Origin of the sequence: Variovorax sp. E3 (assembly GCF_016082275.1) — a bacterium.
In the GTDB taxonomy this organism is placed as follows: domain Bacteria; phylum Pseudomonadota; class Gammaproteobacteria; order Burkholderiales; family Burkholderiaceae_C; genus Variovorax.
Window position 1 is genome coordinate 16,642 of the sequence record NZ_MOWM01000045.1, and the last position, 24,966, is coordinate 41,607.

The window sequence follows — 24,966 nt, forward strand, 5'->3', positions numbered from 1 at the left end:
AGCGCGCGTTCAGCGCTCAGGCATCGACCCGCAGCAGGTCGAGCAGCCGGTCGAGCCCGCCTTCGTCGATGGCCACCATGGCTTGCTCGCGCACTTTGGGCTTGGCGCGGTAGGCCACCGACAGGCCGGCCACGCGCATCATCGGCAGGTCGTTGGCGCCGTCGCCCACTGCAATCGCCTGGGCCGGCGAGATGCCCATCGCGCGGCAGCATTCGAGCAGCTTGTGCTGCTTGGCCTCGCCGTCGCAGATGTCGCCCCAGGGCTGCGCGAGCATGCGGCCGGTGAGCCGGCCGTCCTCGATCTCCAGCACGTTGGAGCGGGTGTCGTCCAGCTTCAGCCGCTCGCGCAGGCGGTCGGTGAAAAACGTGAAGCCACCGCTCAGCAGAATGACGCGCAGGCCGGCGCGGCGGCAGGCGTCGATCAGGGTCTGGGCGCCGGGGTTCAGGCGCAGGCGCTGGTCGTACACCGTTTGCAGGGCGGTCAGCGGCACGCCGCGCAGCAGGGCCACGCGCCGGCGCAGGCTTTCCTTGTAGTCGGTGATCTCGCCGCGCATCGTGGCTTCGGTGATGGCCGCGACCTCGAGCCCGCAGCCGGCGATCTCGGCGATCTCGTCGACCGTCTCGATGTCGATCAGGGTCGAGTCCATGTCGAAGGCGATCAGCTTGAAGTCCGACAGCCGCAAGCGGGCAAGGGAGGAGGTGTCGTTCATGGCGCGGTGCTTCCTGCGGTCCAGTGCTGTGTGCCGAGCCAGTCGACGAACTGGCGCGCCAGTGCCGCCGCCGGCCCCTCGGTGCGGTACAGCGCGTAGACGCCGGAGGCCGGCAGGCGGGGTTCGGGGAACACCAGGCGCAAGCGGTCCGCCCGGATGTCTTCTTCCAGCAGGCACCACGCGCGAGCGCCAGGCCCAGGTCGTTCATGGCCGCCTGCATGCAAAGGAACTGATGGTCGAACACGGGCCCCGGCAACTGGGGCGGCACGCGCACGCCGGCCAGTTCGAACCAGCGCGGCCAGTTCTCCAGGCCGCCCGTGGCCTGCAGCAGCGGGTGGCCCAGGCAGTCGGCGATGCTGGCGATGCGATGGCGCTCGATGAAGCGCGGCGAGGCCACGGCCACCAGGTGGTCGTCCAGGCAGCGCACGCAGGTGTGGTCGGGGCGCTGCATCGGCATGCGGCGGATCAGCACGTCGCTGCCGGCCTCGGCCTGGTCGAAGAACTGCCGCCCCAGGGTCGACAGCTGCACGTCCGCCAGCGGCGCCAGGGCCTGGAACCCGGCCAAGCGTGGAATGAGCCACTTCATGGCCAGCGACGGCGTGGTGCACACCCGCAGGCTGCTGCGCTGGTTGGGCGACTTCAGCGCCGCCGTGGCGCTGGCGATGCGGTCCAGGCTGGCCTGCACTTCGGCGAAGTAGTCGCGCGCATGCGGCAGCAGGGTTGCGCCGCGCGCCTCGCGCGCGAACAGCGGCTGCCCCAGGTAGTCCTCCAGCAGGCGGATCTGCTGGCTGACGGCGCTGTGGGTGATGCTGAGTTCGTCGGCGGCCGCGGTGAAGTTGGCATGGCGCGCCGCCGCCTCGAAAGCACGCAGCGCCTTCAAAGGGGGGAGGCGCCGCGTCACCACATGCGTACCTTGGCGGACAGACTTGTCTTCCTCATGCTTTTCTTGTGTTCGGTTGCTTGCCGCCTCGGTTCGGGGGCCGGCGGGCATCGTAGACCGGGAAGCCTGCAGAAAAACTAACCAGCGGTCTTAAAAAAAACGGCTGGTGGCGCTTGGGGGGCGCACCTAGCATCGCGCTTCTTTCCACCCTGAACAAGAGACATGGCTTCCATCACCATCGACAACGTCGTGAAGCAGTTCGCCAACCAGACGGTGCTGCAGAACCTGTCGCTGCATGTGCCGGATGGCGCCTTCTACACCCTGCTGGGCCCCAGCGGCTGCGGCAAGACCACGCTGCTGCGCTGCATCGCCGGCTTCAACGACCCCGACGGCGGCCGCATCCTGTTCGACCAGGACGACGTGACGCGCGTGTCGACCCACCACCGCGACATCGGCATGGTGTTCCAGGACTACGCCCTGTTTCCCGACAAGACGGCCTTCGACAACGTGGCCTACGGGCTGCGTGCGCGCAAGGTGCCGAAGGCCGATATCGCCCGGCGCGTGAACGAAGCGCTGGACAAGGTGAGCCTGCTCGCGCTGGCCGACCGCTACCCCGCGCAGATGAGCGGCGGCCAGCGCCAGCGCGTGGCGCTGGCCCGCGCGCTGGTGATCCGCCCGCGCGTGCTGCTGATGGACGAGCCGCTGTCGAACCTGGACGCCAAGATGCGCCTGCAGATGCGCGACGTGATCCTGGACCTGGTGCGCGAGGCGGGCATCACCACCGTGTTCGTCACCCACGACCAGGAAGAGGCGCTGGCCATGTCGGACCGCATCGCCATCATGGACCGCGGCAGCATCGCCCAGCTGGGCACGCCCGAGGAGCTGTACGGCACGCCGGTGAACGCCTACGTGGCCGACTTCATCGGTTCGGCCAACGTGATTCCGGTGCCGGCCGAGCCCACCGGGGGCGCCGCGTCGCACGTGCGCTACCGGCTGTGCGGCCAGCAGCTGGACGGCATGCAGGGCAGCGCCGCGCTGGGCGCGCAGGGCATCCTCATCGCGCGGCCCGAGGCGCTGTCGCTGATGGCGCCCGCGCCCCATGTGCCCAACGCCATCGCGGGCGAAGTCCTGAGGCGCCAGTACCTGGGCTTCAAGACGGCCTACCGCATCCGGCTGCACGACGCCTCCGAGATCCGGGTCGAGCTGCACGCCGGCAACATGGTGGCCGACTTCCAGGCCGGCGACGCGGTGCAGGTCCTGGTGCCGGCCGACAGCCGCATCGTCGGCGCCTGAGCGGAAAGCGCGCCATGAAAATCAATTGGTGGCCCTGGGGTTTCCTGACCCTGCTCAGCCTTGTGCTGCTGCTGTTCTTCGTGTTCTATCCGTTGGGCACGCTGTTCGTGAACAGCGTGCGCGACGAGTCGGGCGCGTTCTCGCTGTCGGGCTTCGTCACGCTGCTGCGCGACAGCGAATACCTGCTGGCGTTTCGCAACACGCTGGTGCTCGGCGTGTCGGTCACGGCCTGCACGGTGGCCGTGGGCGTGCCCTTCGCGTACATGGTGGCGCGCTACGACTTCCCGCTGAAGAACCTGGTGGCGGTGCTGCCGATCATGACCATCGTGATCCCCGAGATCATCGTCGGCCAGTCGTGGCTGCTGCTGCTGGGCAACAACGGGCTGATCACCAACCTGCTGGCGGGCGTGGGCATCGAGCTGCCGACCTTCTACGGCTGGACGGGCATGGTCTTTTCCATGACGCTGGTCTACTACACCTACATCTACCTGGGCGTGCTGGCCGCGCTGCGCGGCTTCGACGGCCAGCTCGAGGAAGCCGGGCTGAGCCTGGGCACCTCGCCGCTGGTGACCAAGCTGCGCGTGCTGGTGCCGGTGATCCTGCCCGCGGTGCTGGTCAACGCGCTGGTGGTGTTCACGCTGGTGGTGGGCAACTTCGCGCTGTCGGTGGTGCTGGGCAGCAGCGTGCCGCTGCTGTCGGTCATGACGTACAACGCCTTCGTCGGCGAGATGGGCGGCAGCCCCACGCTGCAAAGCGCGATGTCGGTCGTGTCCATCGGCATCGTGGCCGTGGTGCTGTTCTTCCAGAAGCGCGTGGTGGAGCGCAAGGTCTACACGATGACGCAGGGGCGCGCGCCGGCGGTGGTGCGCGTGCGCTCGGGCGCGGCCGTGCTCTACACGCTGAGCGTGGGGGTGATCATCGTGCTGTCGATGCTGCCGCTGCTCATCGTCTTCGTGGGCGCGTTCACCGAGACCAGCGGGCCGGTGATGCGCTGGGGCCAGTGGTCGCTGTCCAGCCTGGAGCGCGCGCTGCACGGCGCGCCCGAGCCCATCTTCAACTCGCTGAAGTTCGCCTCCATGGCCACGGTGGCGGGCGTGGCCTTCGCCGTGCTGGTGAGCTACCTCACGATCAAGAAGCGCAACCCGTTCACCCAGCTGCTGGACTACATCGTGGTGCTGCCGTTGACCATTTCCGGCACGGTGCTGGGCATTGCGCTGGTGCAGACCTTCAACACCGGCTGGCTGGTGCTGGCGGGCACCTCGGGGATCATGGTGCTGTGCTACACGGTGCGCCGCCTGCCTTTCGCGGTGCGCAACGCGTCGTCGACGCTGTTCAACATTTCCGACTCCATCGAGGAGGCGTCGATCAGCCTGGGCGTGTCGCCGCTGATGACTTTCTTCAAGGTGCTGCTGCCGGCCATGAAGGCCTCGATCATCTCGGCCGCCATCCTGATGTGGGTGACCACCATCTCGGAGCTCTCCGCGTCCATCGTGGTCTACACGGGCGGCCTGGAGACCATGCCCATCGCCATCTTCCGCCAGGTCGACGGCGGCCGCCTGGGGCTGGCGTCGGCCTACGGCGCGGCGCTGGTCAGCGTGATCCTGCTGCCCATCGTGGTGTCGATCAAGGTGTTCCGCATCAACCTGTTTTCCAGCAAGTAACCAACCCATTCCAACCTGCGAGGTTTTCATGTCCTTCAAGTCCCTGGCGAAATACGCGGCGCTGGCCCTGGCCCTGTCCTTCACGGCGGGCATCGCCGGCGCACAGACGGTGGTGCTCTACTCGTCCAACAACACCGAGACCGTCGAGACCGCGCTGGCCGTGGTCAAGAAGAAGACGCCCGGGCTGACGGTGCAGCAGGTCACCGGCGGCACCGGCACGCTGATGAAGCGCATCCAGGCCGAGGCCAAGAACCCGCGCGGCGACGTGCTGTGGAGCGGCGGCTTCGGCACGCTGGGCGCCTACAAGGACCAGATGGCGCCGTACAAGTCGCCCGACCTCGCGGCCGTGCCCGCGGCGTTTCGCGGACCGAACGACCTGTGGGTCGGCACCAACGTGCACGTGATGGTGATGATGGTCAACGAGCGCCAGCTCAAGGGCATGGCGCCGCCCAGGACCTGGTCCGACCTGATGCGCCCCGAATGGAAGGGCAAGTTCGCCATCACCGACCCGAGCAAGAGCGCCACGGCCTACATGCTGGTGTACGGCCTGCTCAAGCAGTTCGGCCGCGACGGGCTCGCCAAGCTGGCGGCCAATGCGGTCATCACCGCGTCGTCGGGCAGCACCTACAAGGGCGTGGCGGCCGGCGAGTACCCGGTGGGCCTGACCATCGAGTACGCGGCGCAGGAGTACGTGGCGGGCGGGCAGAAGGAGATCAAGCTGGTCTACCCCACCGAGGGCAGCTACCTGGCGCCCGAGGGCATGTTCATCGTGAAGGGCGCCAGGAACATGGACGCCGCCGTCGCGCTCTACAACGGCCTGCTGAGCAAGGAGACGCAGCAGGAGCTGCTGGTCAAGAACTTCCGCCGTCCGGTGCGCAGCGACATCGCGGTGTCCAAGCTCACCTCGCTGCCTGACCTCAGCGCCATCAAGATCTTCCCGCTCGACCAGGAAGCGGCCTCGGCGGAGTACGAGCAGCTCGTCGCCCTGTGGAACCTGGCGGTGAAGGCGCGGTGACCGACGCCGCCGCGAAGGCGCCGGCCTTCGTGCCGGTCAGTGCCTTCGACCTCTTCAAGATCGGCATCGGCCCGTCGAGCTCGCACACGGTCGGGCCGATGATCGCGGCCCGGCAGTTCGCCTGCCTGCTTCGATCGCGCGGCCTGCTGGCGCGCGTGGCCGCCCTGGTGACGCAGCTGTACGGTTCGCTGAGCGCGACCGGGCGCGGCCACGGCACGGACCGCGCCGTGCTGCTCGGGCTCGAAGGCCATCGGCCGGACACGATCGACCCCGACGCCATCGAGCCCGTCGTCGCGGCCATCCGGCAAGACCGGCGCCTGCGCCTGCTCGGCACGCACGCCGTGACCTTCGACGAGAAGGAGCACCTGCTCTTCATGCGAAGGAGCCTGCCGTACCACCCGAACGGCCTGCGCTTCGTCGCGCTGGACGCGCAGGGCGCGCCGCTGGCCGAGGCCGACTACTTCTCGGTGGGCGGCGGCTTCGTCGTCGACGCGCAGGGCCTGGGCGTGCGCAACGACGAAGGCGCGCAGCGCCCGCCGCCCGCCGCGCTGCCCTTTGCCTTCGAGACCGGTGCGCAGCTGCTCGCGCAATGCAGCGCGCACGGCAAGTCGATTGCCGCGCTGATGATGGACAACGAAACCCGATGGCGCCCGCAGCCCGAAGTGCGGGCGCAACTGCTGAAGGTCTGGGACACCATGGCCGGCGCCGTGCGGCGCGGCTGCGCCAGCACCGGCAGCCTGCCCGGGCGCATGCAGGTGCGCCGGCGCGCGGCCGACCTGTTCCAGCGGCTGCAGGGCGACAGGCGCGACGCCGCGCCCGACCCGCTCGCGGCATGGACTGGGTCAACCTCTACGCCATTGCCGTCAACGAGGAAAACGCGGTCGGCGGGCGCGTGGTCACCGCGCCCACCAACGGCGCGGCGGGCGTGATTCCGGCGGTGCTGCACTACCACCAGCGTTTCTTTCCCGGCGCGGGCGACGACGCGGTGGTCGAGTTTCTGCTCACCGCGGCGGCCATCGGCATCATCTACAAGAAGAACGGCTCGCTCTCGGGCGCGAGGTGGGCTGCCAGGGCGAAGTCGGCGTGGCCTGTTCGATGGCGGCGGGCGCGTTCGCCGCCGTGATGGGCGGCACGCCCGAGCAGGTCGAGAACGCCGCCGAGATCGGCATGGAGCACAACCTGGGCATGACCTGCGACCCGATCAGCGGGCTGGTTCAGATCCCGTGCATCGAGCGCAACGCGATGGGGGCCGTCAAGGCCATCAATGCCGCGCGCATGGCCTTGCGCGGCGACGGCTCGCACTTCGTCTCGCTGGACAAGGTCATCCGGACCATGATGCAGACCGGCGCGGACATGAAGACCAAGTACAAGGAAACTTCGCGCGGTGGCCTTGCCGTGAATATCGTCGAGTGCTGACCGCCGCGCGGCCGGCGCTCAGCCTGCCGGGCGGCGCGTGAACGCCAGGATCAGCCCGAAGCCCACCATCATGCTGCCGCTGATGCGGTTGAACCAGCGCATCGCGCGGCTGCCGTCCGCCAGCCGGCGCATGCGCGCGCCCAGCAGCGCGTACAGCGCGATCGCGACCAGCTCGAACACCAGGAAGGTCGCGCCCAGCAGCATGTAGCTGGAGGCATACGCGCCCGGCACCACGAACTGCGGAAAGAACGCGGTGAACACCAGGATGGCTTTCGGGTTGCCGGCCGCCACGGTGAACTCCTGCCGCACGAGCGCGCGCATCGACGGCGGCGCGCACGCGTCGCGCGCCTGCACGTCGGCCGTGGGCGCCGGCGCACGCAGCAGTCGGATGCCGATCCACACCAGGTACGCCGCGCCGATGTACTTGATGACGTCGAAGGCCATCTCCGAGGCCACCAGCACCGCGCCCATGCCCAGGCCCGCGATGGCGATCATGATCGCGAAGGCCGCGAGCCGGCCGCTGGCCGCGACGACCGCCGGCGACACGCCGTGCTTCGCGCCGTTGGTCACGGACAGCAGGTTGTTGGGCCCGAACGCCATGTTGATGGCGAAGCAGGCGGGCAGGAAGAGCAGGTAGGCGGACAGGGTCATGGCGTATCCGGCGGCGTTGCGTGGCAGGGGTTGCCATTATTTCAGGTCATCGAGGAAAGTCATGACACCGCATCCGGCGTCGAAGCCCTTGAAGCCCCTGAAGGCCTGAGCCGGCGCTCAGCCGTCGACGCCGCCCTCGGGCATCTGCCGCGCATACACCGCGAGCACGATGCGCTCGGAGTGGATCAGGTAGTCGTTCAGCGCCACCGAGCCCTCGGCGAACTTGCCGGCCTCGATGAGCTCGAGCAGCTTGGTGTTCATGTCCACGTAGGGCGCGTGCAGGAACTCCGGGTCCTTCAGCAGGCCGAAGGCCAGCCGCAGCTCGACCAGGATGTGCGCGAACAGCACGTTCAGCCGCTCGCTGTCGGCCAGTTCCACGATGCCCTTGTGGAACTCCATGTTGGCCGTGCCCACGCCCAGCCAGTCGCCGGCGTCGCGGCACTTCAGCGCCATCTCGACCGCCTCGCGCATGTGCTTCTTGGCGGGGTGGCGCGGGTAGGCCTGCGCCAGCGCCTGGCACTCGATGAGGCGGCGCACGCGGTAGATGTCGATGATCGACGCGATGCTCGGCACCGCCACGAACACGCCGCGGTTCGGCGCGTGCTTGAGCAGCCCCTCCTTGGTCAGCGTGCGGAACACCTCGCGCAGGGTGTTGCGCGAAATCTCGAAGCTGTCGGCCAGCGCGGCCTCCGACAGCCGCTGCCCGGGCGAGAACTCGCCCTGCACGATCTTCTGGCGGATGAGCTCGGCCACCCGGTCGTTGAGCGTCTGCGTGCCCGCGGCCGGCGAGGCGGGCGGTGTGGGGGAAACCAGTCGAGTCATGCCGGGATGTAGGTGAAGGGGGCGTCGATGCCGCGCGGTTGTAACAGATTTTCCCCCCAGCCGCGACCGAGGGCCCGTGCCCTGCCGGGCGCACCAAATGGCGCCGTGCTCAGGGTTTTCATGGGGGTACTTAAGCACTATTGTTGGGCACACTTCAATGGATTGTTCAACAATTCAAATAGATTGAGTGATTCATGTCGTCTGAATTGCTCATTCATTGGCACGGCGTTTGCGTACAACGGCGTGCCGGCGACTCGCGCCAGGCGGCTCCGTACTCCAACACGAAAGACCAACATGACTCCTGACATCCCCCTGTGGCCGCTGATTGGCGTGGCCGTCATCATTGCGGGGTTCATCCTGCGCTTCAATCCGATGCTGGTGGTGATCGTCACGGCCATCGTGACGGCGGCCGCCGCGGGCTTCGGCCCCATGGCCATCCTCACGGCCATCGGCACCGGCTTCATCAAGACGCGCAACCTGCCGCTGATCCTTCTCCTGCCGTTGGCGGTGATCGGGCTGCTCGAGCGGCACGGCCTGCGCCAGCACGCGCAGAACTGGATCGGGCGCATCAAGTCGGCCACCGCCGGACGCCTGCTGATCGTCTACCTCGCCGCGCGCGAGCTCACGGCCGCCATCGGCCTGACCAGCCTGGGCGGCCATCCGCAGATGGTGCGTCCGCTGCTCGCGCCCATGGCCGAAGGCGCCACCGAAACCCGCTACGGCAAGCTGCCCGACCGCCTGCGCCACAAGCTGCGCGCCTACGCCGCGGCCACCGACAACGTGGGCCTGTTCTTCGGCGAAGACATCTTCGTGCCTTCGGCGCCATCGTGCTCATGACCACTTTCCTGCACGAGGCCGGCATCGACGTCGAGCCGCTGCACATCGCGGTGTGGGGTATCCCGACGGCCATCGCGGCGTTCATCATCCATTCGTGGCGCCTGCGCCGCCTCGACCAGGCGATCGCCCGTGAAATGGAAGGCGCGCCGGCCACCGACGCGCCCGCCGTTCCCGCCACGCAAGAAGGCCGCTGATCATGATTCTCTCAATCCAGCACCTCTACATCCTGGTCGGCCTGATCCTCGCGGTCACGGCCATCATGACGCTGACCGACCGCCAGCATCCCAAGCGCTACACCAGCGGCCTGTTCTGGGGGCTGTATTCGCTGGTCTTCCTGGTCGGCGACAAGCTGCCGCCCGCATGGGTGGGCGTGGGCGCCATCGCCATGGCCGTCATTGCCGGCATGCGCGGCGTCGGCGCGGGCAAGCACCGCGAACCCACGCAGACCGAGTACATGGCCAGCGCCAAGCGCCTGGGCAACAAGCTGTTCATGCCGGCGCTGGCGATCCCGCTGGTCACGGTGATCGGCACCGTGCTGATGAGCAAGGTCAAGATCGGCGACGCCTTCCTGCTCGACCCCAAGAACACCACGCTGGTGAGCCTGGGCGTGGGCTGCGTGGCCGCGCTGGCGCTGGCCTGCTGGCTGACGCGCGAAACCCCGGTGCAGGGCCTGCGCGAATCGCGCCGCCTGACCGACGCGCTGGGCTGGGCCGTGGTGCTGCCGCAGATGCTGGGCATGCTGGGGCTGGTGTTCTCCGACGCCGGCGTGGGCAAGGCCGTGGCGCACATCACCACGAGCTACGTCAACATGGACATCCGCTTCGTGGCGGTGGTGGTCTACGTGCTGGGCATGGCGCTGTTCACCATCATCATGGGCAACGGCTTCGCGGCCTTCCCGGTGATGACGGGCGGCGTCGGCGTGCCGGTGCTGGTGGGCGTGTACCACGGCGACCCGGCCGTGATGGCGGCCATCGGCATGTTCTCGGGCTACTGCGGCACGCTCATGACCCCGATGGCAGCCAACTTCAACATCGTGCCCGCGGCGCTGCTGGAGCTGCCCGACAAGAACGCGGTGATCAAGGTGCAGGTGCCCACGGCGGCCGCGCTGCTGGTGGTCAACATCTTCCTGCTGTACTTCCTGATGTTCCGCTGAGGCCCTGCGCATGACGAAGACGAAAGGCGCCGCCGCTCCCCGCGTGCTGCTCGCGGGCTTCGAGCCCTTCGAGAACGACCCGGTCAACCCCGCGTGGGAAATCGCCCGCGCCCTGGACGGCTGGGCCTGCGAAGGCGCCGTCATGCAGGCGGTGCAATTGCCCTGCGTGTTCGGCCGCTCCATCGACCGGCTCGACGAGGCGCTGGCGGCCGGCGCGCCGCCCGTGCTGGTGCTGTGCATCGGCGCGGCGGGCGGGCGCACCGAGATCTCGATGGAGCGTGCCGCGCTGAACGTCGACGACGCGCGCATTCCCGACAACGCCGGCTACCAGCCCATCGACATCGACGTGGTCGAGGGCGGGCCGGCGCCTACTTCTCCACGCTGCCGATCAAGGCCATGGTGCGCGACATGCGCGCGGCCGGGCTGCCGGCGGCGGTGTCGAACACGGCAGGCACCTTTGTCTGCAACCACATCTTCTACGCGCTGATGCACCGGCTGGCAAAGCGGCCCGAACTGGCACGCACGCGCGGCGGCTTCGTGCACGTGCCCTACCTGCCCGAGCAGGCGGCCTCCAGCCCGGCTTTGCCAGCCTGGCGCTCGCGACGCAGGTCGAGGCCTTCCGCGTGGCGATCCGCACCGCGCTGACCGTGCGCGACGACGTGCGCGAGACCGCGGGCCGCCTGCACTGACCCCCTGACGACCCCTGAGACCCCTGAGGTGCGTGCCCGCCGCGCGCCGGAAAAGACGAACGATGAACATCGACTTGAACAGTGACCTCGGCGAAAGCCTCGGCGTCTGGCGCATGGGCGACGACGCCGCCATGCTGGACATCGTGAGCAGCGCCAACGTGGCCTGCGGCTTCCACGCGGGCGACCCCGCCGGCATCCTGCGCACGCTGCGCGAGGCCAAGGCGCGCGGCGTCGTGGTCGGCGCCCACGTGGCCTACCGCGACCTCGTGGGCTTCGGCCGTCGCAACATGGACGTGGACAGCGCCGACCTGCGCGCCGACGTGATCTACCAGATCGGCGCGCTCAAGGGCCTGGCCGCCGCCGCCGGCACCGCCGTCTGCTACGTGAAGCCGCACGGCGCGCTCTACAACACCATCGCCCACGACGAGCGCCAGGCGCGCGACGTGATCGCCGCCATCCGCGAGATCGACCCCGGCCTGTGCCTGGTGGCGCTCGCGGGTTCGCCGCTGCTGGGCTGGGCGCGCGTCGCCGGGCTGCGCGTGGTGGCCGAGGCCTTCGCCGACCGTGCCTACACGCCGCAGGGCACGCTGGTGTCGCGCCGCGAGCCCGGCGCCGTGCTGCACGACGCGCAAGAGGTGGCCGAACGCATGCTGCGCCTGGCCACCGACGGCGTGGTCACCGCCATCGACGGCAGCACCGTGCGCATCGAGGCCGACTCGGTCTGCGTGCACGGCGACAGCCCGGGCGCGGTCGAGATGGCGCGCCAGGTGCGCGCGCGGCTGACGCAGGCGGGCGTGAACATCCGCCCCTTCGTGGATGCCGACACCGATGCCGATGCCTGCACCGACGCCGGCGTGGCCGCGACCGCATGACCGTGCGCTGCCTGTCGGTCAACCTCAATGCCGTGCTGGTCGAGCTCGACGACCTGCCGCAAACGCTGGCGCTGCTGGCCTCGCTGCGCGCCGAGCCCATCGCCGGCATCGAGGAGCTGGTGCCCGCCGCCCGCACGCTGCTCGTCACCTTCCGCCCGGCCGTGCTGTCCGCAGCCGAGCTTGCACGGCAACTGCGGCTGCGCAACCTCGACGCGCGCGAGCAGCGCGTGGACAAGCGCATCGAGATTCCCGTGCGCTATGCGGGCGAAGACCTGGCCGAAGTGGCCGGCCTGCTCGGCGTTGCGCCTGACGAAGTGGTGCGCCGCCACACGGGCAGCGACTACACCGTGGCCTTCACCGGCTTCGCGCCGGGCTTTGCCTATTTGTCGGGCGGCCACCCGAGCCTGAACGTGCCGCGTCGCCAGGTGCCGCGCACGCGCATCCCGGCCGGCGCGGTCGGCCTCGCGGGCAGCTTCAGCGGCGTGTACCCGCAGGCCAGCCCCGGCGGCTGGCAGATCATCGGCGTGACCGACACGCCGATGTGGGACCTGTCGCGCGAAACGCCCGCGCTGCTGCAGCCCGGCGACACGGTGCGCTTCGTCGACGTGAGCGCAGCGCCATTGCCCGAGCCCGAGCCCGTGCCGGCGAGCGACGCGCCCCCGCATTCGCGGCTGCCGAGCCCGGCGGCTGCGCCCTCGAAATCCGCGCACCCGGCGTGCAGGCGCTGCTGCAGGACCGTGGCCGTCCGGGGCAGGCGCGCCAGGGCGTGTCCGTCTCCGGCGCGATGGACCAGCGCGCGCTGCAGGCGGCCAACCGGCTCGTCGGCAATGCCTCGGACACCGCCTGCATCGAAGTCGCCTACGGCGGCTTCCAGCTCGTGTGCCGTGGCGAGGCCGTGCTGGCCGTCACCGGCGCCGAAGGCTTGGTCATGCTGACCCGCGCCGACGGCGCCAAGTGGCCGCTGCCGCGCTACCAGCCCTTTGCGCTGCCGACGGCGACACGCTCTCGCTCGGCGAGCCCGACGCCGGCATCCGCAGCTACGTGGCCGTGCGCGGCGGTTTCGCGGTCGCGCCCGTGCTGGGCAGCTGCTCGAGCGACACGCTGGCCCGCATCGGCCCGCCCGCGCTGAGCGCCGGCGACGTGCTGCCCGTGCACGCCGTGACCGTGGGCGCCGTGGTCGGCGCGCCGGAAATTCCGCCGGCCGACCTGCCCGACGTGCACGAGGAAATCGTGCTCGACATCGTGCCCGGCCCGCGCACCGACTGGTTCACGCCCGAGGCCATCGCGCAGCTGTGCGGCCAGTCGTGGCGGGTCACGCCGCAGTCCAACCGCGTCGCATCCGGCTGGCCGGCGACGAACCGATGGTGCGCGCCAACCTGTCCGAGCTGCCCAGCGAGGGCACCGCGCGCGGCGCGATCCAGGTGCCGTCCAGCGGCCAGCCCGTGCTGTTCCTGGCCGACCATCCGCTGACCGGCGGCTACCCGGTGATCGCCTCGGTCGCCACTCATCACCTGGACCGCGCGGGGCAGATCCCCGTGAACGCCCGCGTGCGCTTCCAACCCGTGGCCGGTCTCGGCCCCGTCGAACACTGAGCGAAAGTCTCCGATGAAAAAAGTCCTGATCGCCAACCGCGGCGAAATCGCCGTGCGCATCGCGCGCGCCTGTGCCGACCACGGCGTGCAATCGGTCGCGGTCTACGCCGACGCCGACCTCGACGCACTGCACGTGCGCATGGCCGACGATGCCTACGGCCTGGAGGGCGACCGCCCCGCCGACACCTATCTCAACATCGCCAAGCTGCTGGCCGTGGCCGCGCGCAGCGGCGCCGATGCCGTGCACCCGGGCTACGGCTTCCTGTCCGAGAGCGCCGCGTTCGCGCAGGCCGTCATCGACGCGGGGCTGACCTGGGTCGGCCCGTCGCCCGCCGCCATCGCGCGCCTGGGCGACAAGGTGCAGGCACGCAAGCTCGCCATGAAGGTCGGCGCGCCGCTGGTCGCGGGTACGGCCGACCCGGTGCAGAGCGCGGCCGAGGTGCTGGCCTTTGCCGAGCAGCACGGCCTGCCCGTGGCCATCAAGGCCGCGTTCGGCGGCGGCGGGCGCGGCATCAAGGTCGCGTGGCGCATGGACGAGGTCGAGGGCCTGTACGAGTCGGCCGTGCGCGAGGCCGTCACCGCCTTCGGCCGCGGCGAGTGCTACGTCGAGCAGTTCCTCGACCGGCCGCGCCACGTCGAGGCGCAGGTGCTCGGCGACACGCACGGCAACGTCGTGGTGCTCGGCACGCGCGACTGCTCGCTGCAACGGCGCAACCAGAAGCTGGTGGAAGAAGCGCCCGCGCCTTTCCTCACCGACGCGCAGCGCGAGCGCATCCACCAGTCGGCGCGCGACATCTGCGCCGAGGCCGGCTACACCGGCGCCGGCACGGTCGAGTTCATGCTCAGCGCGAGCGGCGCCATCTCGTTCCTCGAGGTCAACACGCGGCTGCAGGTCGAGCACCCGGTGACGGAAGAAACCACCGGCATCGACCTCGTGGTCGAGCAGTTGCGCATCGCCGAAGGCCTGCCGCTGTCGGTCACCGAGACGCCCGCGCCGCGCGGCCATGCGTTCGAGTTCCGCATCAACGCCGAGGACGTGGGCCGGGGCTTCCTGCCCACGCCGGGGCCGGTGAAGGTGTTCGACGTGCCCTCGGGCCCGGGCGTGCGTATCGACACCGGCGTGGTGGCCGGCTCGACCGTGCCGGGCACCTTCGATTCGTTGATGGCCAAGCTCATCGTCACCGGCGCCACGCGCGAGCAGGCCGTGGTGCGGGCGCGCCGCGCGCTGAAGGAGTTCCGCATCGAGGCGTGGCCTCGGTGCTGCCGTTCCACCGCGCCGCGATGGCGCACCCCGACTTCGTGTCGGGCGACGGCTTCAAGGTGCACACGCGCTGGATCGAGACCGACTTCGCCAACGGCGAGGCCGCCGCCGCGCGGCCCGTGGCGCAGCCCGACAGCACGCTGGTTCGCACCGCCATCGAGGTCGACGGCCGGCGCCTGTCGCTGGGCCTGCCGCCCGAACTGCTGCGCGGGCTGTCGTCGGCCGGCACGGGCACTGCGGCGCCGGCCGAGGCCGTGGCGGTGCAGGACCCGGCCGCCGTGGCCGCGCCCGTGTCGGGCACGGTGCAGGGCTGGAAGGTGGCCGACGGCGACGAGGTGGCCGAGGGCGCCGTCATCGCCGTCATGGAAGCAATGAAGATGGAAATGCAGGTGCTCGCGCACCGCGCGGGGCGCATCGCGTTCGGCGTGACAGCGGGTGGCTACGTGGCGGCCGGCGCGCCGATCGCGACCATCGGCTGAGGTTTGCATCCCCGGCGCCTAGGGTTTACACCAAGGCGCCCATCCGACACACCGGACGGCCCACGCGGCCACGGTCCGGGCGTCCGGCGGCGCACCCCGTGCCCGCCCGCGCAACTTCCTTGTAGATCAAGGACTTAGCCTCCGCGGCACGGTCGCCGCCGCGTGGCACATCGATTGCTCAATGCCTGGGCTGGGCCGCATCTTCCGATGCGGACCCCGGCCACGACACAGGAAACAAATCGATGAGCACCATGGGCGACCTCGACCCCACCCACGACCTGTTGAACCGCCCCGTCTGCCAGGGGCGGCGCGACGGCGTGCGCGCGCCGCGCCCGCTGACAGCCTGAGCGCCGAGGCGCCGATCGATTTCCCGATGCCGAACCCGTACCGGCAGCGCGACCGCTGCGACCGGCGGTGGCAGGCCCATGCCGCCGGCATCCGACATTTTTTAGGAGACCCCGTGGACCATCAATCCGTACCCAAGCCCTTTTACAAGTCCCTGTACTTCCAGGTCATCACCGCCATCGTGCTCGGCGTGCTGCTGGGGCATTTCTATCCGGACACCGGCGCCTCGATGAAGCCGCTAGGCGACGGCTTCATCAAGCTGATCAAGATGATCATCGCGCCCATCATCTTCTGCACGGTGGTGGTGGGCATCGCCGGCATGGAAGACATGAAGAAGGTCGGCAAGACCGGCGGCCTGGCGCTGCTTTACTTCGAGATCGTGAGCAGCCTGGCGCTGATCGTGGGCCTCGTGATCATCAACATCGTGCAGCCGGGCCACGGCATGAACGTCGACGTGAGCACGCTCGACGCCAAGTCCGTGGCCGCCTACACCGGCCCGGGCAAGATGGCCTCGACGACGGAGTTCCTGCTCAACGTCATTCCCAGCACCGTGGTCGACGCCTTCGCCAAGGGCGAGATCCTGCAGGTGCTGCTGGTCGCGGTGATGTTCGGCTTCGCGCTGCACAAGTTCGGCGGGCGCGGCACGCTGGTGTTCGACGTGATCGAGAAGGGCTCGCACGTGCTCTTCGGCATCGTCGGCTACATCATGAAGGTGGCGCCCATCGGTGCCTTCGGCGCCATGGCCTTCACCATCGGCAAGTACGGCGTGGGCTCGCTGGTGTCGCTCGGCGCGCTGATGGCGACCTTCTACGCCACCTGCCTGTTCTTCATCTTCGTGGTGCTCGGGGGCATCGCGCGCTTCCATGGCTTCAGCATCTGGAAGTTCATCAAGTACATCAAGGAAGAGCTGCTGATCGTGCTGGGCACGTCTTCCAGCGAGGCCGCGCTGCCGCGCATGATGGCCAAGATGGAGAACCTGGGCGCCAAGAAGTCGGTGGTCGGGCTGGTGATTCCCACGGGCTATTCGTTCAACCTGGACGGCACCTCGATCTACCTGACGATGGCGGCGGTGTTCATTGCGCAGGCCACCAACACGCCGATGACGCTGACCCAGCAGATCACGCTGCTGGCGGTGCTGCTGCTCACCTCGAAGGGCGCGGCGGGCGTCACGGGCAGCGGCTTCATCGTGCTGGCGGCCACGCTGTCGGCGGTGGGGCATGTGCCGGTGGCGGGGCTCGCCCTCATCCTGGGCATCGACCGCTTCATGTCGGAAGCGCGCGCGCTGACCAACCTGATCGGCAACGGCGTGGCCACGCTGGTGGTCGCCAAGTGGACCGGCGACCTGGACACCGTGCGCATGCACCAGCACCTGAACCAGGAAAGCACCGCCGAGGCCGACGAGCCCGAGCGCGTGCTCGATGTCAACGAGGCGCGGATGCCTGCCGGTTCGGGTCGCTGAGGCCGGTCATCCAGCACACATCCACACAACGAGGAGCCATCGAATGAGCGACACGACGCAGGACAGGAAGCAACAAGTGGTGCTGGTCACCGGCGGCATGGGCGGGCTGGGCGAAACCATTTCCACCAAGATGATCGACGCGGGCTACCAGCTGGCCGTGACCTATTCGCCGGGCAACAAGTCGCATGCCGAATGGGTGGCGCAGATGGCCGGGCGCGGCTACCGCATCCTGGCGGTGCCCTGCGACGTGGCCGACTTCGATTCGTGCGAGCGCGCCGTGGCCGAGGTGACCGAGGCGCTGGGCCCGGTCGACGTGCTGGTCAACAACGCGGGCATCACGCGCGACATGACCTTCAAGAAGATGGACCGCATCAACTGGGACGCCGTGCTGCGCACCAACCTCGACAGCCTGTTCAACATGAGCAAGCAGGTGGCCGACGGCATGGTCGAGCGGGGCTGGGGCCGCATCATCAACGTGTCGTCGGTGAACGGCTCCAAGGGCGCGTTCGGCCAGACCAACTACTCGGCGGCCAAGGCCGGCGTGCACGGCTTCACCAAGGCGCTGGCGCTCGAAGTGGCGAAGAAGGGCGTGACGGTGAACACCATCTCGCCGGGCTACATCGGCACGAAGATGGTCACGGCCATTCCGAAGGAAGTGCTCGACAGCAAGATCCTGCCGCACATTCCGGTGGGCCGGCTGGGCAAGCCGGAAGAGGTGGCGGGGCTCATCATCTACCTGGCCTCGCAGGAGGCGGCGTTCGTGACGGGCGCCAACATCGCCATCAACGGCGGCCAGCACATGCAATGAACGGCGGCGCCGCGCGCCATCGGGCAGGCACCGATGCGCGGGCCGCGGCCTTGTGCAATAACGGGCCCATGATTTCACGGGAGCCGGCCCGGCGCTTCGATTTGCCTTCCGAAAACTACAGACGATGGCGCGGCCTTGCGCGCTGGTGCGGCGCACTGGCCCTGGTGGCGGTGGCCGCCTTTGCCGGCCACCAGATCGCCATGCAGGCGGGCCTGGCACGGCTGCGCGAGGCGGCCGAGCACCGGCTCGACATGCTCGCGACCGGGCTCGACGCGACCTGGCCCGCTTCGACTACCTGCCCGCGCTGCTGGAGATGACGCCCATCGTGCCGGCGCTGCTGGGCACGCCGTCGGACACGCACCTGCGCGACGCGGTCAACCGCTATCTCGACGGCGTCAACGCCACGGCCGGCGCCGAGATGCTGTACGTGCTCGACGGCTCGGGCACCTCGCTGGCGGCCTCCGACTGGGACAAGCCCGGCACCACCCTGGGCCAGGACCTGTCGTTCCGGCCCTATGTGATCGACGCGCTCGGGCAGGGCCGGGGGCGCTTCTACGGCGTGGGCATCACGAGCAAGCGGCCGGGCTACTACCTGTCGTATGCGCTGCGCCGCGGCCAGCCCTCGCGCGGCGTGGTGGCGGTCAAGGTCAACCTCGAGGAGGCCGAGCGCGCCTGGCGCAAGCTGCCGGGCGACGTGGCGCTGATCGACCAGCGCGGCGTGGTGATCCTGTCCACGCGCGACGACCTGAAGTTCCGCCCGCTGCTGCCGCTGGATGCGCTGCAGCGCGCCGAAGTGCTGCGCTCGCGCCCCTATGGCGAGGCCAGCCTGCAGCCCCTGCGCTGGTCGCAGAAGGAATCGCTGGACCGCGACGTGCAGGTGATCTCGCTGGACGGCACCGACCAGCTCGCCTCGGCCCGCACGCTGCGCGGCGCGCCCTGGCAGCTGGTGCTGCTGGACGACCTGGCGCCGGTGCGGGCGGCGGCGCGCAACGGGGCCATCACCGCGAGCCTGGCCATGGCGGTGCTGCTGCTGGTGGCCGTCGCGCTGTGGCAGCGCCGCCGCGCGGTGCGCCAGAAGCTGGCCAACCAGGCCGCGCTGCAGGCCGCGCACGACACGCTCGAGTCGACCGTGGTGGCGCGCACCGCGCAGTTGCGCGCGGCGCAGGGCGAGCTGGTGCACGCGGGCAAGATGGCCGCGCTGGGCCAGATGTCGGCCGGCGTGGTGCACGAGCTCAACCAGCCGCTCACGGCCATGCGCACGCTCTCGGAGAGCGCGGGCATCCTGCTGGACAAGGACCGCCTGGACGACGTGCGCGGCAACCTGCAGCGCATTCGCGACATGGTCGACCGGCTCGCGCGCCTGACCTCGCAGCTGAAGACCTTCGCGCACAGGAGCGAGCTGCCGCTGGTGCCGCTGCTGCTGTCGCAGGCCATCGTCGACGCGCAGGTGCTGGTGGCCGACGCCTCGAAGAAGCAGCGCATCGGCATCGAGGTCGACGTGCAGCCCGCCGCGCTCAGCGTCATGGCCGAGGAGGCCGCGCTGGGCAGCGTGCTCGTCAACCTGATGCGCAACGCCATCGACGCCATGCAGGACACGCCGCAGCGCACGCTGCGCCTGACGGCGCGGCCCAGGGAGGGCCGCGTGGTCCTGAGCGTGAGCGACACCGGGCCCGGCATTCATCCCCGCATCCTGCCGCGCCTGTTCGAGCCCTTCGTCACCAGCAAGCCGGCGGGCGCGGGGCTGGGGCTGGGCCTGGTGATCTCGGCACAATTGGTGCGGGCCATGGACGGCACGCTGCGCGCGACCAACCTGGAAGAAGGCGGGGCCTGCTTCATGATCGACCTGCCCGCCGCCATTGCCGTGATCCACAGCCCGCCCGTGCCTTCCCCCGCGTATTCCATTGAACAACAGGAGTGATTTCCAAGTGAGCGAAGCCCCCGCCATCCGGGTGTTGCTGGTCGAGGACGACGAAGACGTCCGGATCAGCACCGCCCAGGTGCTGAACCTGGCCGGTTTCGAGGTCGAATCCTTCGCCAGCGCCGAGCGCGCGCGCCCGCACATCAGCTTCGGCGTGCCCGCCATCGTGGTGTGCGACGTGCGCCTGCCGGGCATCAGCGGCACCGAGTGGCTGCTGGAGCTGCGCAACGCCGACGCCGAGCTGCCGGTGATCCTGTTCACCGGCCACGGCCACATCGCGATGGCCGTGCAGGCCATGCGCGAAGGCGCCTACGACTTCATCGAGAAGCCCTTCAGCTCCGAGCGGCTGGTGGCCATCGTGCGCCATGCCATCGAGCGCCGGCAGCTCACGCTGCAGGTGCGGGCGCTGCGCGACGCGCTGGAGAACTGGAACGGCATCCAGTCGGTGCTGATCGGCCGTTCGGCGCAGATGCAGCAGGTGCGCCGTACCGTCATGACGCTGGCCGAGACCTCGGCCGACGTGCTGATCTACGGCGAGACCGGCACCGGCAAGGAGCTGGTCGCGCGCTGCCTGCACGACCACAGCGAGCGCCGGCGCCAGCACTTCGTGCCGCTGAACTGCGGCGGCCTGCCGGAGGCGCTGGCAGAGAGCGAGCTGTTCGGCCACGAGGCCGGCGCCTTCACCAGCGCCAACCGCGTGCGCGTGGGCAAGTTCGAGTACGCCCACGGCGGCACCTTGTTCCTCGACGAGATCGAGAGCATGCCCATGGCCGTGCAGATCAAGCTGCTGCGCGCGCTGCAGGAGCGCACCATCGAGCGCATCGGCTCCAACAAGGCGATTTCCTTCGACTGCCGCGTGGTGGCCGCGAGCAAGGACGACCTGAAGGACATGAGCGACCAGCAGAAGTTCAGGGCCGACCTGTACTACCGCCTGGGCGTGGCCTTCATCGAGCTGCCGCCGCTGCGCGAGCGCCGCGAGGACATTCCGCTGCTGTTCGAACACTTCACGCTGCTGGCCGCGAGCCGCTACGAGCGCGCGGCGCCGCTGCCGAGCAATGCGCAGATGGCCGACCTGATGGCCTACGCCTGGCCCGGCAACGTGCGCGAGCTGCGCAACGTGGCCGACCGCTTCGTGCTGGGCTTGCTCGGCGAACGGCTGACGCAGGTGCGCGGCGCCGCCGAGGGCGTGCACGGCTTGCCGCGCGGGCTGCCGCAGCAGGTCGAGTCCTTCGAGCGCGCGGTGATCGTCGAGGCGCTGCGCCGGCACCGCGGCGACCAGCCGGCCACGGCGGGCGCTTTGGCCATCGCGCGGCAGACGCTGCACGACAAGGTGAAGAAGCTGGGCATCGCGGCCGAAGAGTTCAAATGACCATCCGCGCGACGCGGCGGCTTCGCCTGCGGCCACGAAGCGGCGCTCGCGCATCCACTTGGTCATGACCCACTTCTCGCCCCGGGTCACGGCCGCACTGGCATGCAGGGAGCGCGCGTCGACGCGGCCGCTGTCGTCGCAGTACTCGAAGTAGCAGGCGTTGCCGCGAATCGGCGAGACCGCCAGGCCCAGTTGCGGGAAGACGGTCTGGCCACCTTCCGGCACGTCGTTCAGGTAGGTCACCAGCGTGCTGACGCGCTGCCCGCTGCGCGCGATGGATTCGCGGTTGGCGGCGTTGCCGGGTGCCAGGTAGTCGTGATGGGGCTCGCTGCCCGCGCCCGTGGGGTAGTGCAGCACCTGCAGCCCCTCGCCGTTTTCCAGCGGAAGGTTCATCAGCGCCGACAGGCGCCGATCGAGACGGGCGACCAGCTCGTTCTCGCCCAGCCGGAAGAACATGCCCCAGCTCGCGCGCTTGTCGCTCACCACGTCGCGCCCGCTCATCGGGTCGACCAGCGTCGAAGGCTTCAGGCGCGGGCGCGCCATCTCGATCACGGCCTTGCATTCGTCGGCGTCCACGAGGTTGCCGAGCGCGGCAAAGACCGGGTCTTCGCCGCGCGAGTGCACGACGATCTCGCGGTCGGCCGCGACGATGCGCGTGCCCGGCGCGAGCCGCGCCACGGGCTTGGCGGGCGCCTCGTCCGGCAGTTCGATGGCGTCGGCCGGCACGGCCGCGCCGCGCTGGCGCGCATCGACGTAGGCCCGCACGATGGCCTGCGCCGTGCGCTCGTTCATGCCCTGCTTGCGCATGGTGCCCACCAGCGCCTGCGGGGCCTGGCCGGCGTCGAGGTGGTGCGTGAGCCAGCGGCCCAGTTCGGGCGAGAAGCGGACGACGGTGCTCACACCGGGCCCGGTCGGGCGACCCAGCCCTTGTCGCCGAGCGTGAAGCCCTGGCGCAGTTGCAGCGGCCCGCCCGCGCCGTTCGCGATGCGCGCGATCATCGGGAACACGCGCTGCGCGTCGGCGTTCTGCATCCAGGGCGCGGTGTCGACCTGGTAGGTGTAGCTCACCACCGCCAGCGGATGGCCCGCGTCGGAGGCGTCGACCTTGACGTCGACGATCTTCTCGCGCTTGAGGTGCGCCACGCAGAAGTCGTTGGCGTGCTCGGCTCCCTGGTTGACGTACGGATGCGGCTTGTAGAACTTGCGGCCGGCGTCGGTCAGCTCGAAGCGCTTGACCGCGCGTCGGGGTTCTCGCTGCTCTTGGGCACGGAGACGACGGTGCTGTGCACCAGCCCCAGTTGCTCCATCACCGGAAACTGCACCGCATGGCGGGCGCGGAACCGGCCTCGGCTTCGGTCAGGTCGATCGGCCAGTCGAACATGGCCAGGCAGATGTCGCCGCGCTGGGCCAGGTGTTCGTCCAATGCCACGGCGAGGTTCTCGGGCGTGGGGGCCTTGGCGTCGTGGGCGGCGCTGCAGGCGGCCAGCGCGCAGACGATGGCGATGCCGGTCAGGGCCTTGAGCGAGTTCCGGGTGCGTCGGTGCGGGTGGAGAGAGCGGAGATTCATGGGGGCTCGGGTTGATTGTTATGGGTAGCAGTGGCGTGGCGATCGCGGACTCAATGCAAGTCCAGTTCGTCCGCGACCCAGCCGCGCCGCGTCAGGTGAACGCCCAGGCGCACCTGCATGGTTCCTTCGCGCTGGATGGCGCGCGCCAGCAACGGGAAGGCCTGCTGCACTTCGGGCGCGATGGCCCAGGCGTCGGGCGCGATGCGGTAGGTGAACAGCAGCGAGGTCGCGGTGCGGCCGTCGCGCGTTTGCGGCGGGTCCCAGCCGATCAGGCGGTCCAGGCTCAGGGTGGCCGCGCACAGGTCGGCCGGGTGCGTGACCGTCTGCGTCGGCGTGCGAATGACCACGGGCACCTGCAGGTAGTGCTTGCGGCCCGCGTCGGTCAGCGCGTATTCGCGCGCCGGCCCGGCATCGCCAGAGGCGGTGGCTGCGACATTCTTGCCCGCCACCAGCCCCAGTTTCTCGAGCACGGGCATCTGCTGTGCATCGGGCTCGCGCGAGCCGGCGGCCACCGTGATCGGCCACGCGTACTTGGCCAGGCACACGTGCCCGCGCTGCGCGAGGTAGTCGTTGACGGTCGCCGTGAAGTTGTCGTTGTCCGGAAAGCGCGCCTGTTCGTTGTCGCAACCGGAGAGCAGGGCCAGCGAAGCCAGCAGCGCCAGCAGGGATGCGCCGGCGCGGCGGGCACGGCGTGTGAGGGCCGGGGTTGTGGTGTTGTTCGTCATCGGGTCGATGGGGCGCGCGTTCACTGCACGCATTTGCCGCTGGCCGCCGGCCTGGAGCTCGGCTGGTAGCCGTCGCTCAGCGCGCCCAGGAAGCAGACCAGGTCGGCGATCTGCTGCGGCGTCATGACCGGCACGGCGCCGGGTGCGCGCGGCCGCGTGCCGCTGGCCAGCGTCTTGTCGCCGCCTTCGCCGGTGCCCAGCGGCACTTCCTCGTCGATGTTGCCCTGCTGCGCGCGCGGCAGGTCGTTGTACTTCTCGACCGTCGCGCCCGGCACGTGGGTGGGTTGAAGCGCCCAGCCCGGGTTGGCCTGCGGCGTGCCGGTGCCGTCGTTGCGGGCGGGATACCAGTACTCCGGGTTGGTGTCCCGCGTGTTGTAGAAATTGAGGACCTGCTCCAGCGAATGGAGCACGCCGTTATGGAAGAAGGCGCCGCGCGAGGCCACGTTGCGCAGCACCGGCACCTTGAACATGCCGCAGTACGGGTTGGCCGCTTGCGGCGTGGCGGGCATGTGGTCGGTGCGGTAGGGGCCGCACAGGCCCATGTCGAAATAGCGCGGATCGTCGTTGGCCGGAATCGGGTCCGGGTTGTTCGGGATCGACCGGTCGTTGCGCGGCGCGCCCAGGGCCTGGTAGGTGAAGTCCGTCATCAGGCCGCTGTTGCCGTTGAAGTTGGCGCCCGTGTAGTGGCAGCCCGAGCAGTTGGTGACGCCCGTGCTGTGAAACAGCACTTCGCCGCGCCGTTCGGCCGGCGTCAGCGTGCCGCCGATCTTGTTGAACACGTAGAGGTCGTACTTGCTGCTGTACGGATGAAAGCTGCGGTCTTCCGTCTCCAGCGCCTGGATCGCGGTGCCCAGGGCGTCGAAGGCCTTGTCGGTGTCGTTGAACACGTCGGCGCCGAAGGCCTGCTTGAACAGGTCGGCATAGGCGCCGTTCTGAACGGCCTTCACGACCGCTTCCTTCGAGCTGTTGTTCATCTCGAGCGGGTTGAGCAGCGGCAGCGCGGCCTGCGCCGCCATGGTCGCGGCGCGGCCGTCGGCCATGAAGCCGCCGCCGGGCGAGCTGGTGGTCACGCCGTCGGGGTTCGGCGCGTCGTCGGCATAGGCCGGCGTCGATTCCTTGTAGCGCAGTGAAGGCACGGCGCGCACGCCGGCCTGCGTGGTGTCGGAGCCCAACTGCACCGAGATGCTGTTCGGCGGACCGTAGGCGTATTGCGGGTCGTGGCAGCTCGCGCACGACATGTTCTTGTTGCCCGACAGGTTCCTGTCCAGGAACGCGAACTGCCCGACCTGGGCATTCAGGCTCAGGGCGGGCGGGGGCGGGGCGGGGGTGCTTGTTGCCGCCATCGCCGCGCCCTTGCCGTCACAGCCCGCCAGTGCCAGCAGCGCGATCGAAAGCGCCATGACGAGGGGGACTGTCTTTTGCATTACCAGATTCATCATTCACTGT

Annotated in this window: 19 protein-coding genes and 7 pseudogenes; 17 read left to right on the plus strand and 9 right to left on the minus strand. The window is 69.6% G+C overall.

Going from position 1 to position 24,966, the window contains the following annotated elements:
- Nucleotides 1–16: 16 nt before the first annotated feature.
- Nucleotides 17–709 (minus strand): phosphoserine phosphatase SerB, encoded by a 693-nt coding sequence (gene serB / locus BMG07_RS17410; protein WP_198085624.1) that lies wholly within the window; start codon nucleotides 707–709, stop codon nucleotides 17–19.
- Nucleotides 706–1,613 (minus strand): annotated as a pseudogene (locus BMG07_RS17415) (LysR substrate-binding domain-containing protein). The gene serB and the pseudogene BMG07_RS17415 overlap by 4 nt, the downstream one beginning before the upstream one ends.
- Nucleotides 1,614–1,811: 198 nt before the next feature.
- Between BMG07_RS17415 and BMG07_RS17420 the strand changes: the two are divergent.
- From BMG07_RS17420 to BMG07_RS42315, 5 genes and pseudogenes are all read left to right on the plus strand, one after another.
- Nucleotides 1,812–2,882, plus strand: coding sequence for an ABC transporter ATP-binding protein (locus tag BMG07_RS17420; protein ID WP_198085625.1), 1,071 nt, complete (start codon nucleotides 1,812–1,814; stop codon nucleotides 2,880–2,882).
- 14 nt (nucleotides 2,883–2,896) lie between these two features.
- A complete protein-coding gene (locus BMG07_RS17425) occupies nucleotides 2,897–4,543 on the plus strand; it encodes an iron ABC transporter permease (RefSeq protein ID WP_198085626.1) in 1,647 nt (548 codons plus the stop codon).
- Between the two features lie 28 nt (nucleotides 4,544–4,571).
- Nucleotides 4,572–5,558, plus strand: coding sequence for an ABC transporter substrate-binding protein (locus tag BMG07_RS17430; protein ID WP_198085627.1), 987 nt, complete (start codon nucleotides 4,572–4,574; stop codon nucleotides 5,556–5,558).
- Nucleotides 5,559–5,656: 98 nt separating this feature from the next.
- Entirely contained in the window at nucleotides 5,657–6,487 is an 831-nt protein-coding gene (locus BMG07_RS44930) for a serine dehydratase beta chain (protein WP_374221290.1), read from the plus strand.
- Nucleotides 6,370–6,974, plus strand: a pseudogene (locus BMG07_RS42315) (L-serine ammonia-lyase); the annotation flags it as partial. The gene BMG07_RS44930 and the pseudogene BMG07_RS42315, both read left to right, overlap by 118 nt.
- 18 nt (nucleotides 6,975–6,992) lie before the next feature.
- Here the strand turns inward: BMG07_RS42315 and BMG07_RS17440 are convergent.
- Complete coding sequence (locus BMG07_RS17440) at nucleotides 6,993–7,625, minus strand: LysE family translocator (protein ID WP_198085628.1); 633 nt, start codon at nucleotides 7,623–7,625, stop codon at nucleotides 6,993–6,995.
- A gap of 117 nt (nucleotides 7,626–7,742) precedes the next feature.
- Nucleotides 7,743–8,447 carry a GntR family transcriptional regulator gene (locus tag BMG07_RS17445; RefSeq protein WP_198085629.1) on the minus strand — a complete coding sequence of 235 codons (705 nt, stop codon included), beginning with the start codon at nucleotides 8,445–8,447 and terminating at the stop codon, nucleotides 7,743–7,745.
- A 294-nt stretch (nucleotides 8,448–8,741) separates the two neighbouring features.
- Here BMG07_RS17445 and BMG07_RS17450 point away from each other — a divergent pair.
- From BMG07_RS17450 to BMG07_RS17495, 11 genes and pseudogenes are all read left to right on the plus strand, one after another.
- Nucleotides 8,742–9,478: pseudogene (locus BMG07_RS17450) on the plus strand (DUF969 domain-containing protein).
- A gap of 2 nt (nucleotides 9,479–9,480) precedes the next feature.
- Nucleotides 9,481–10,437 (plus strand): DUF979 domain-containing protein, encoded by a 957-nt coding sequence (locus BMG07_RS17455; RefSeq protein WP_198085630.1) that lies wholly within the window; start codon nucleotides 9,481–9,483, stop codon nucleotides 10,435–10,437.
- 10 nt (nucleotides 10,438–10,447) lie between these two features.
- Nucleotides 10,448–11,126 (plus strand): annotated as a pseudogene (gene pcp / locus BMG07_RS17460) (pyroglutamyl-peptidase I).
- Between the two features lie 62 nt (nucleotides 11,127–11,188).
- Complete coding sequence (locus BMG07_RS17465; RefSeq protein WP_198085631.1) at nucleotides 11,189–11,998, plus strand: LamB/YcsF family protein; 810 nt, start codon at nucleotides 11,189–11,191, stop codon at nucleotides 11,996–11,998.
- A gap of 2 nt (nucleotides 11,999–12,000) precedes the next feature.
- A pseudogene (locus BMG07_RS17470) lies at nucleotides 12,001–13,590 on the plus strand (5-oxoprolinase/urea amidolyase family protein).
- Between the two features lie 13 nt (nucleotides 13,591–13,603).
- Nucleotides 13,604–15,330 (plus strand): annotated as a pseudogene (locus BMG07_RS17475) (biotin carboxylase N-terminal domain-containing protein).
- A gap of 460 nt (nucleotides 15,331–15,790) precedes the next feature.
- The gene (locus BMG07_RS17480) at nucleotides 15,791–17,134 is read left to right on the plus strand and encodes a dicarboxylate/amino acid:cation symporter (protein WP_198085632.1); all 1,344 of its coding nucleotides are present in this window, start codon (nucleotides 15,791–15,793) and stop codon (nucleotides 17,132–17,134) included.
- Between the two features lie 43 nt (nucleotides 17,135–17,177).
- Nucleotides 17,178–17,942, plus strand: a complete 765-nt coding sequence (phbB, locus tag BMG07_RS17485) for an acetoacetyl-CoA reductase (protein ID WP_198085633.1) — start codon at nucleotides 17,178–17,180, stop codon at nucleotides 17,940–17,942.
- A 68-nt stretch (nucleotides 17,943–18,010) separates the two neighbouring features.
- Entirely contained in the window at nucleotides 18,011–18,259 is a 249-nt protein-coding gene (locus BMG07_RS42320) for a hypothetical protein (RefSeq protein ID WP_269759099.1), read from the plus strand.
- On the plus strand, nucleotides 18,256–19,860 hold the full coding sequence (locus tag BMG07_RS17490; protein WP_269759100.1) for an ATP-binding protein: 1,605 nt from the start codon (nucleotides 18,256–18,258) through the stop codon (nucleotides 19,858–19,860). Before BMG07_RS42320 ends, BMG07_RS17490 begins: the two co-directional genes overlap by 4 nt.
- Before the next feature lie 7 nt (nucleotides 19,861–19,867).
- On the plus strand, nucleotides 19,868–21,229 hold the full coding sequence (locus BMG07_RS17495; protein ID WP_198085634.1) for a sigma 54-interacting transcriptional regulator: 1,362 nt from the start codon (nucleotides 19,868–19,870) through the stop codon (nucleotides 21,227–21,229).
- 60 nt (nucleotides 21,230–21,289) lie between these two features.
- Here the strand turns inward: BMG07_RS17495 and BMG07_RS44140 are convergent.
- A pseudogene (locus BMG07_RS44140) lies at nucleotides 21,290–21,772 on the minus strand (2OG-Fe(II) oxygenase); the annotation flags it as partial.
- Between BMG07_RS44140 and BMG07_RS44145 the strand changes: the two are divergent.
- Nucleotides 21,684–21,986, plus strand: coding sequence for a hypothetical protein (locus tag BMG07_RS44145; protein WP_307866993.1), 303 nt, complete (start codon nucleotides 21,684–21,686; stop codon nucleotides 21,984–21,986). The pseudogene BMG07_RS44140 and the gene BMG07_RS44145 sit on opposite strands and share 89 nt — an antisense overlap.
- 139 nt (nucleotides 21,987–22,125) lie before the next feature.
- Here the strand turns inward: BMG07_RS44145 and BMG07_RS17505 are convergent, their stop codons facing one another.
- The 4 genes from BMG07_RS17505 to BMG07_RS17520 all read right to left on the minus strand — a co-directional run bounded on the left by BMG07_RS17505 (nucleotide 22,126) and on the right by BMG07_RS17520 (nucleotide 24,944).
- Complete coding sequence (locus BMG07_RS17505; RefSeq protein WP_198085635.1) at nucleotides 22,126–22,371, minus strand: hypothetical protein; 246 nt, start codon at nucleotides 22,369–22,371, stop codon at nucleotides 22,126–22,128.
- A 163-nt stretch (nucleotides 22,372–22,534) separates the two neighbouring features.
- A complete protein-coding gene (locus tag BMG07_RS17510) occupies nucleotides 22,535–22,795 on the minus strand; it encodes a hypothetical protein (RefSeq protein WP_198085636.1) in 261 nt (86 codons plus the stop codon).
- 50 nt (nucleotides 22,796–22,845) lie between these two features.
- Nucleotides 22,846–23,520, minus strand: coding sequence for a hypothetical protein (locus tag BMG07_RS17515; RefSeq protein ID WP_269759102.1), 675 nt, complete (start codon nucleotides 23,518–23,520; stop codon nucleotides 22,846–22,848).
- Between the two features lie 20 nt (nucleotides 23,521–23,540).
- Nucleotides 23,541–24,944 (minus strand): cytochrome-c peroxidase, encoded by a 1,404-nt coding sequence (locus BMG07_RS17520; protein ID WP_269759103.1) that lies wholly within the window; start codon nucleotides 24,942–24,944, stop codon nucleotides 23,541–23,543.
- Between the last annotated feature and the right edge of the window lie 22 nt (nucleotides 24,945–24,966).

Bases quoted from the DNA above. Each gene is read 5' to 3' on its own strand.
- BMG07_RS17425 (WP_198085626.1), top strand. From the start codon at position 2,897: ATGAAAATCAATTGGTGGCCCTGGGGTTTCCTGACCCTGCTCAGCCTT.
- BMG07_RS17515 (WP_269759102.1), bottom strand. From the start codon at position 23,520: ATGACGAACAACACCACAACCCCGGCCCTCACACGCCGTGCCCGCCGC.
- BMG07_RS17510 (WP_198085636.1), bottom strand. From the start codon at position 22,795: ATGAATCTCCGCTCTCTCCACCCGCACCGACGCACCCGGAACTCGCTC.
- BMG07_RS17455 (WP_198085630.1), top strand. From the start codon at position 9,481: ATGATTCTCTCAATCCAGCACCTCTACATCCTGGTCGGCCTGATCCTC.
- BMG07_RS17520 (WP_269759103.1), bottom strand. From the start codon at position 24,944: ATGCAAAAGACAGTCCCCCTCGTCATGGCGCTTTCGATCGCGCTGCTG.
- BMG07_RS17490 (WP_269759100.1), top strand. From the start codon at position 18,256: ATGACGCCCATCGTGCCGGCGCTGCTGGGCACGCCGTCGGACACGCAC.
- phbB (WP_198085633.1), top strand. From the start codon at position 17,178: ATGAGCGACACGACGCAGGACAGGAAGCAACAAGTGGTGCTGGTCACC.
- BMG07_RS17440 (WP_198085628.1), bottom strand. From the start codon at position 7,625: ATGACCCTGTCCGCCTACCTGCTCTTCCTGCCCGCCTGCTTCGCCATC.
- BMG07_RS42320 (WP_269759099.1), top strand. From the start codon at position 18,011: ATGATTTCACGGGAGCCGGCCCGGCGCTTCGATTTGCCTTCCGAAAAC.
- serB (WP_198085624.1), bottom strand. From the start codon at position 709: ATGAACGACACCTCCTCCCTTGCCCGCTTGCGGCTGTCGGACTTCAAG.
- BMG07_RS17430 (WP_198085627.1), top strand. From the start codon at position 4,572: ATGTCCTTCAAGTCCCTGGCGAAATACGCGGCGCTGGCCCTGGCCCTG.
- BMG07_RS44145 (WP_307866993.1), top strand. From the start codon at position 21,684: ATGCCCCAGCTCGCGCGCTTGTCGCTCACCACGTCGCGCCCGCTCATC.
- BMG07_RS17445 (WP_198085629.1), bottom strand. From the start codon at position 8,447: ATGACTCGACTGGTTTCCCCCACACCGCCCGCCTCGCCGGCCGCGGGC.
- BMG07_RS17465 (WP_198085631.1), top strand. From the start codon at position 11,189: ATGAACATCGACTTGAACAGTGACCTCGGCGAAAGCCTCGGCGTCTGG.
- BMG07_RS17420 (WP_198085625.1), top strand. From the start codon at position 1,812: ATGGCTTCCATCACCATCGACAACGTCGTGAAGCAGTTCGCCAACCAG.
- BMG07_RS44930 (WP_374221290.1), top strand. From the start codon at position 5,657: ATGATCGCGGCCCGGCAGTTCGCCTGCCTGCTTCGATCGCGCGGCCTG.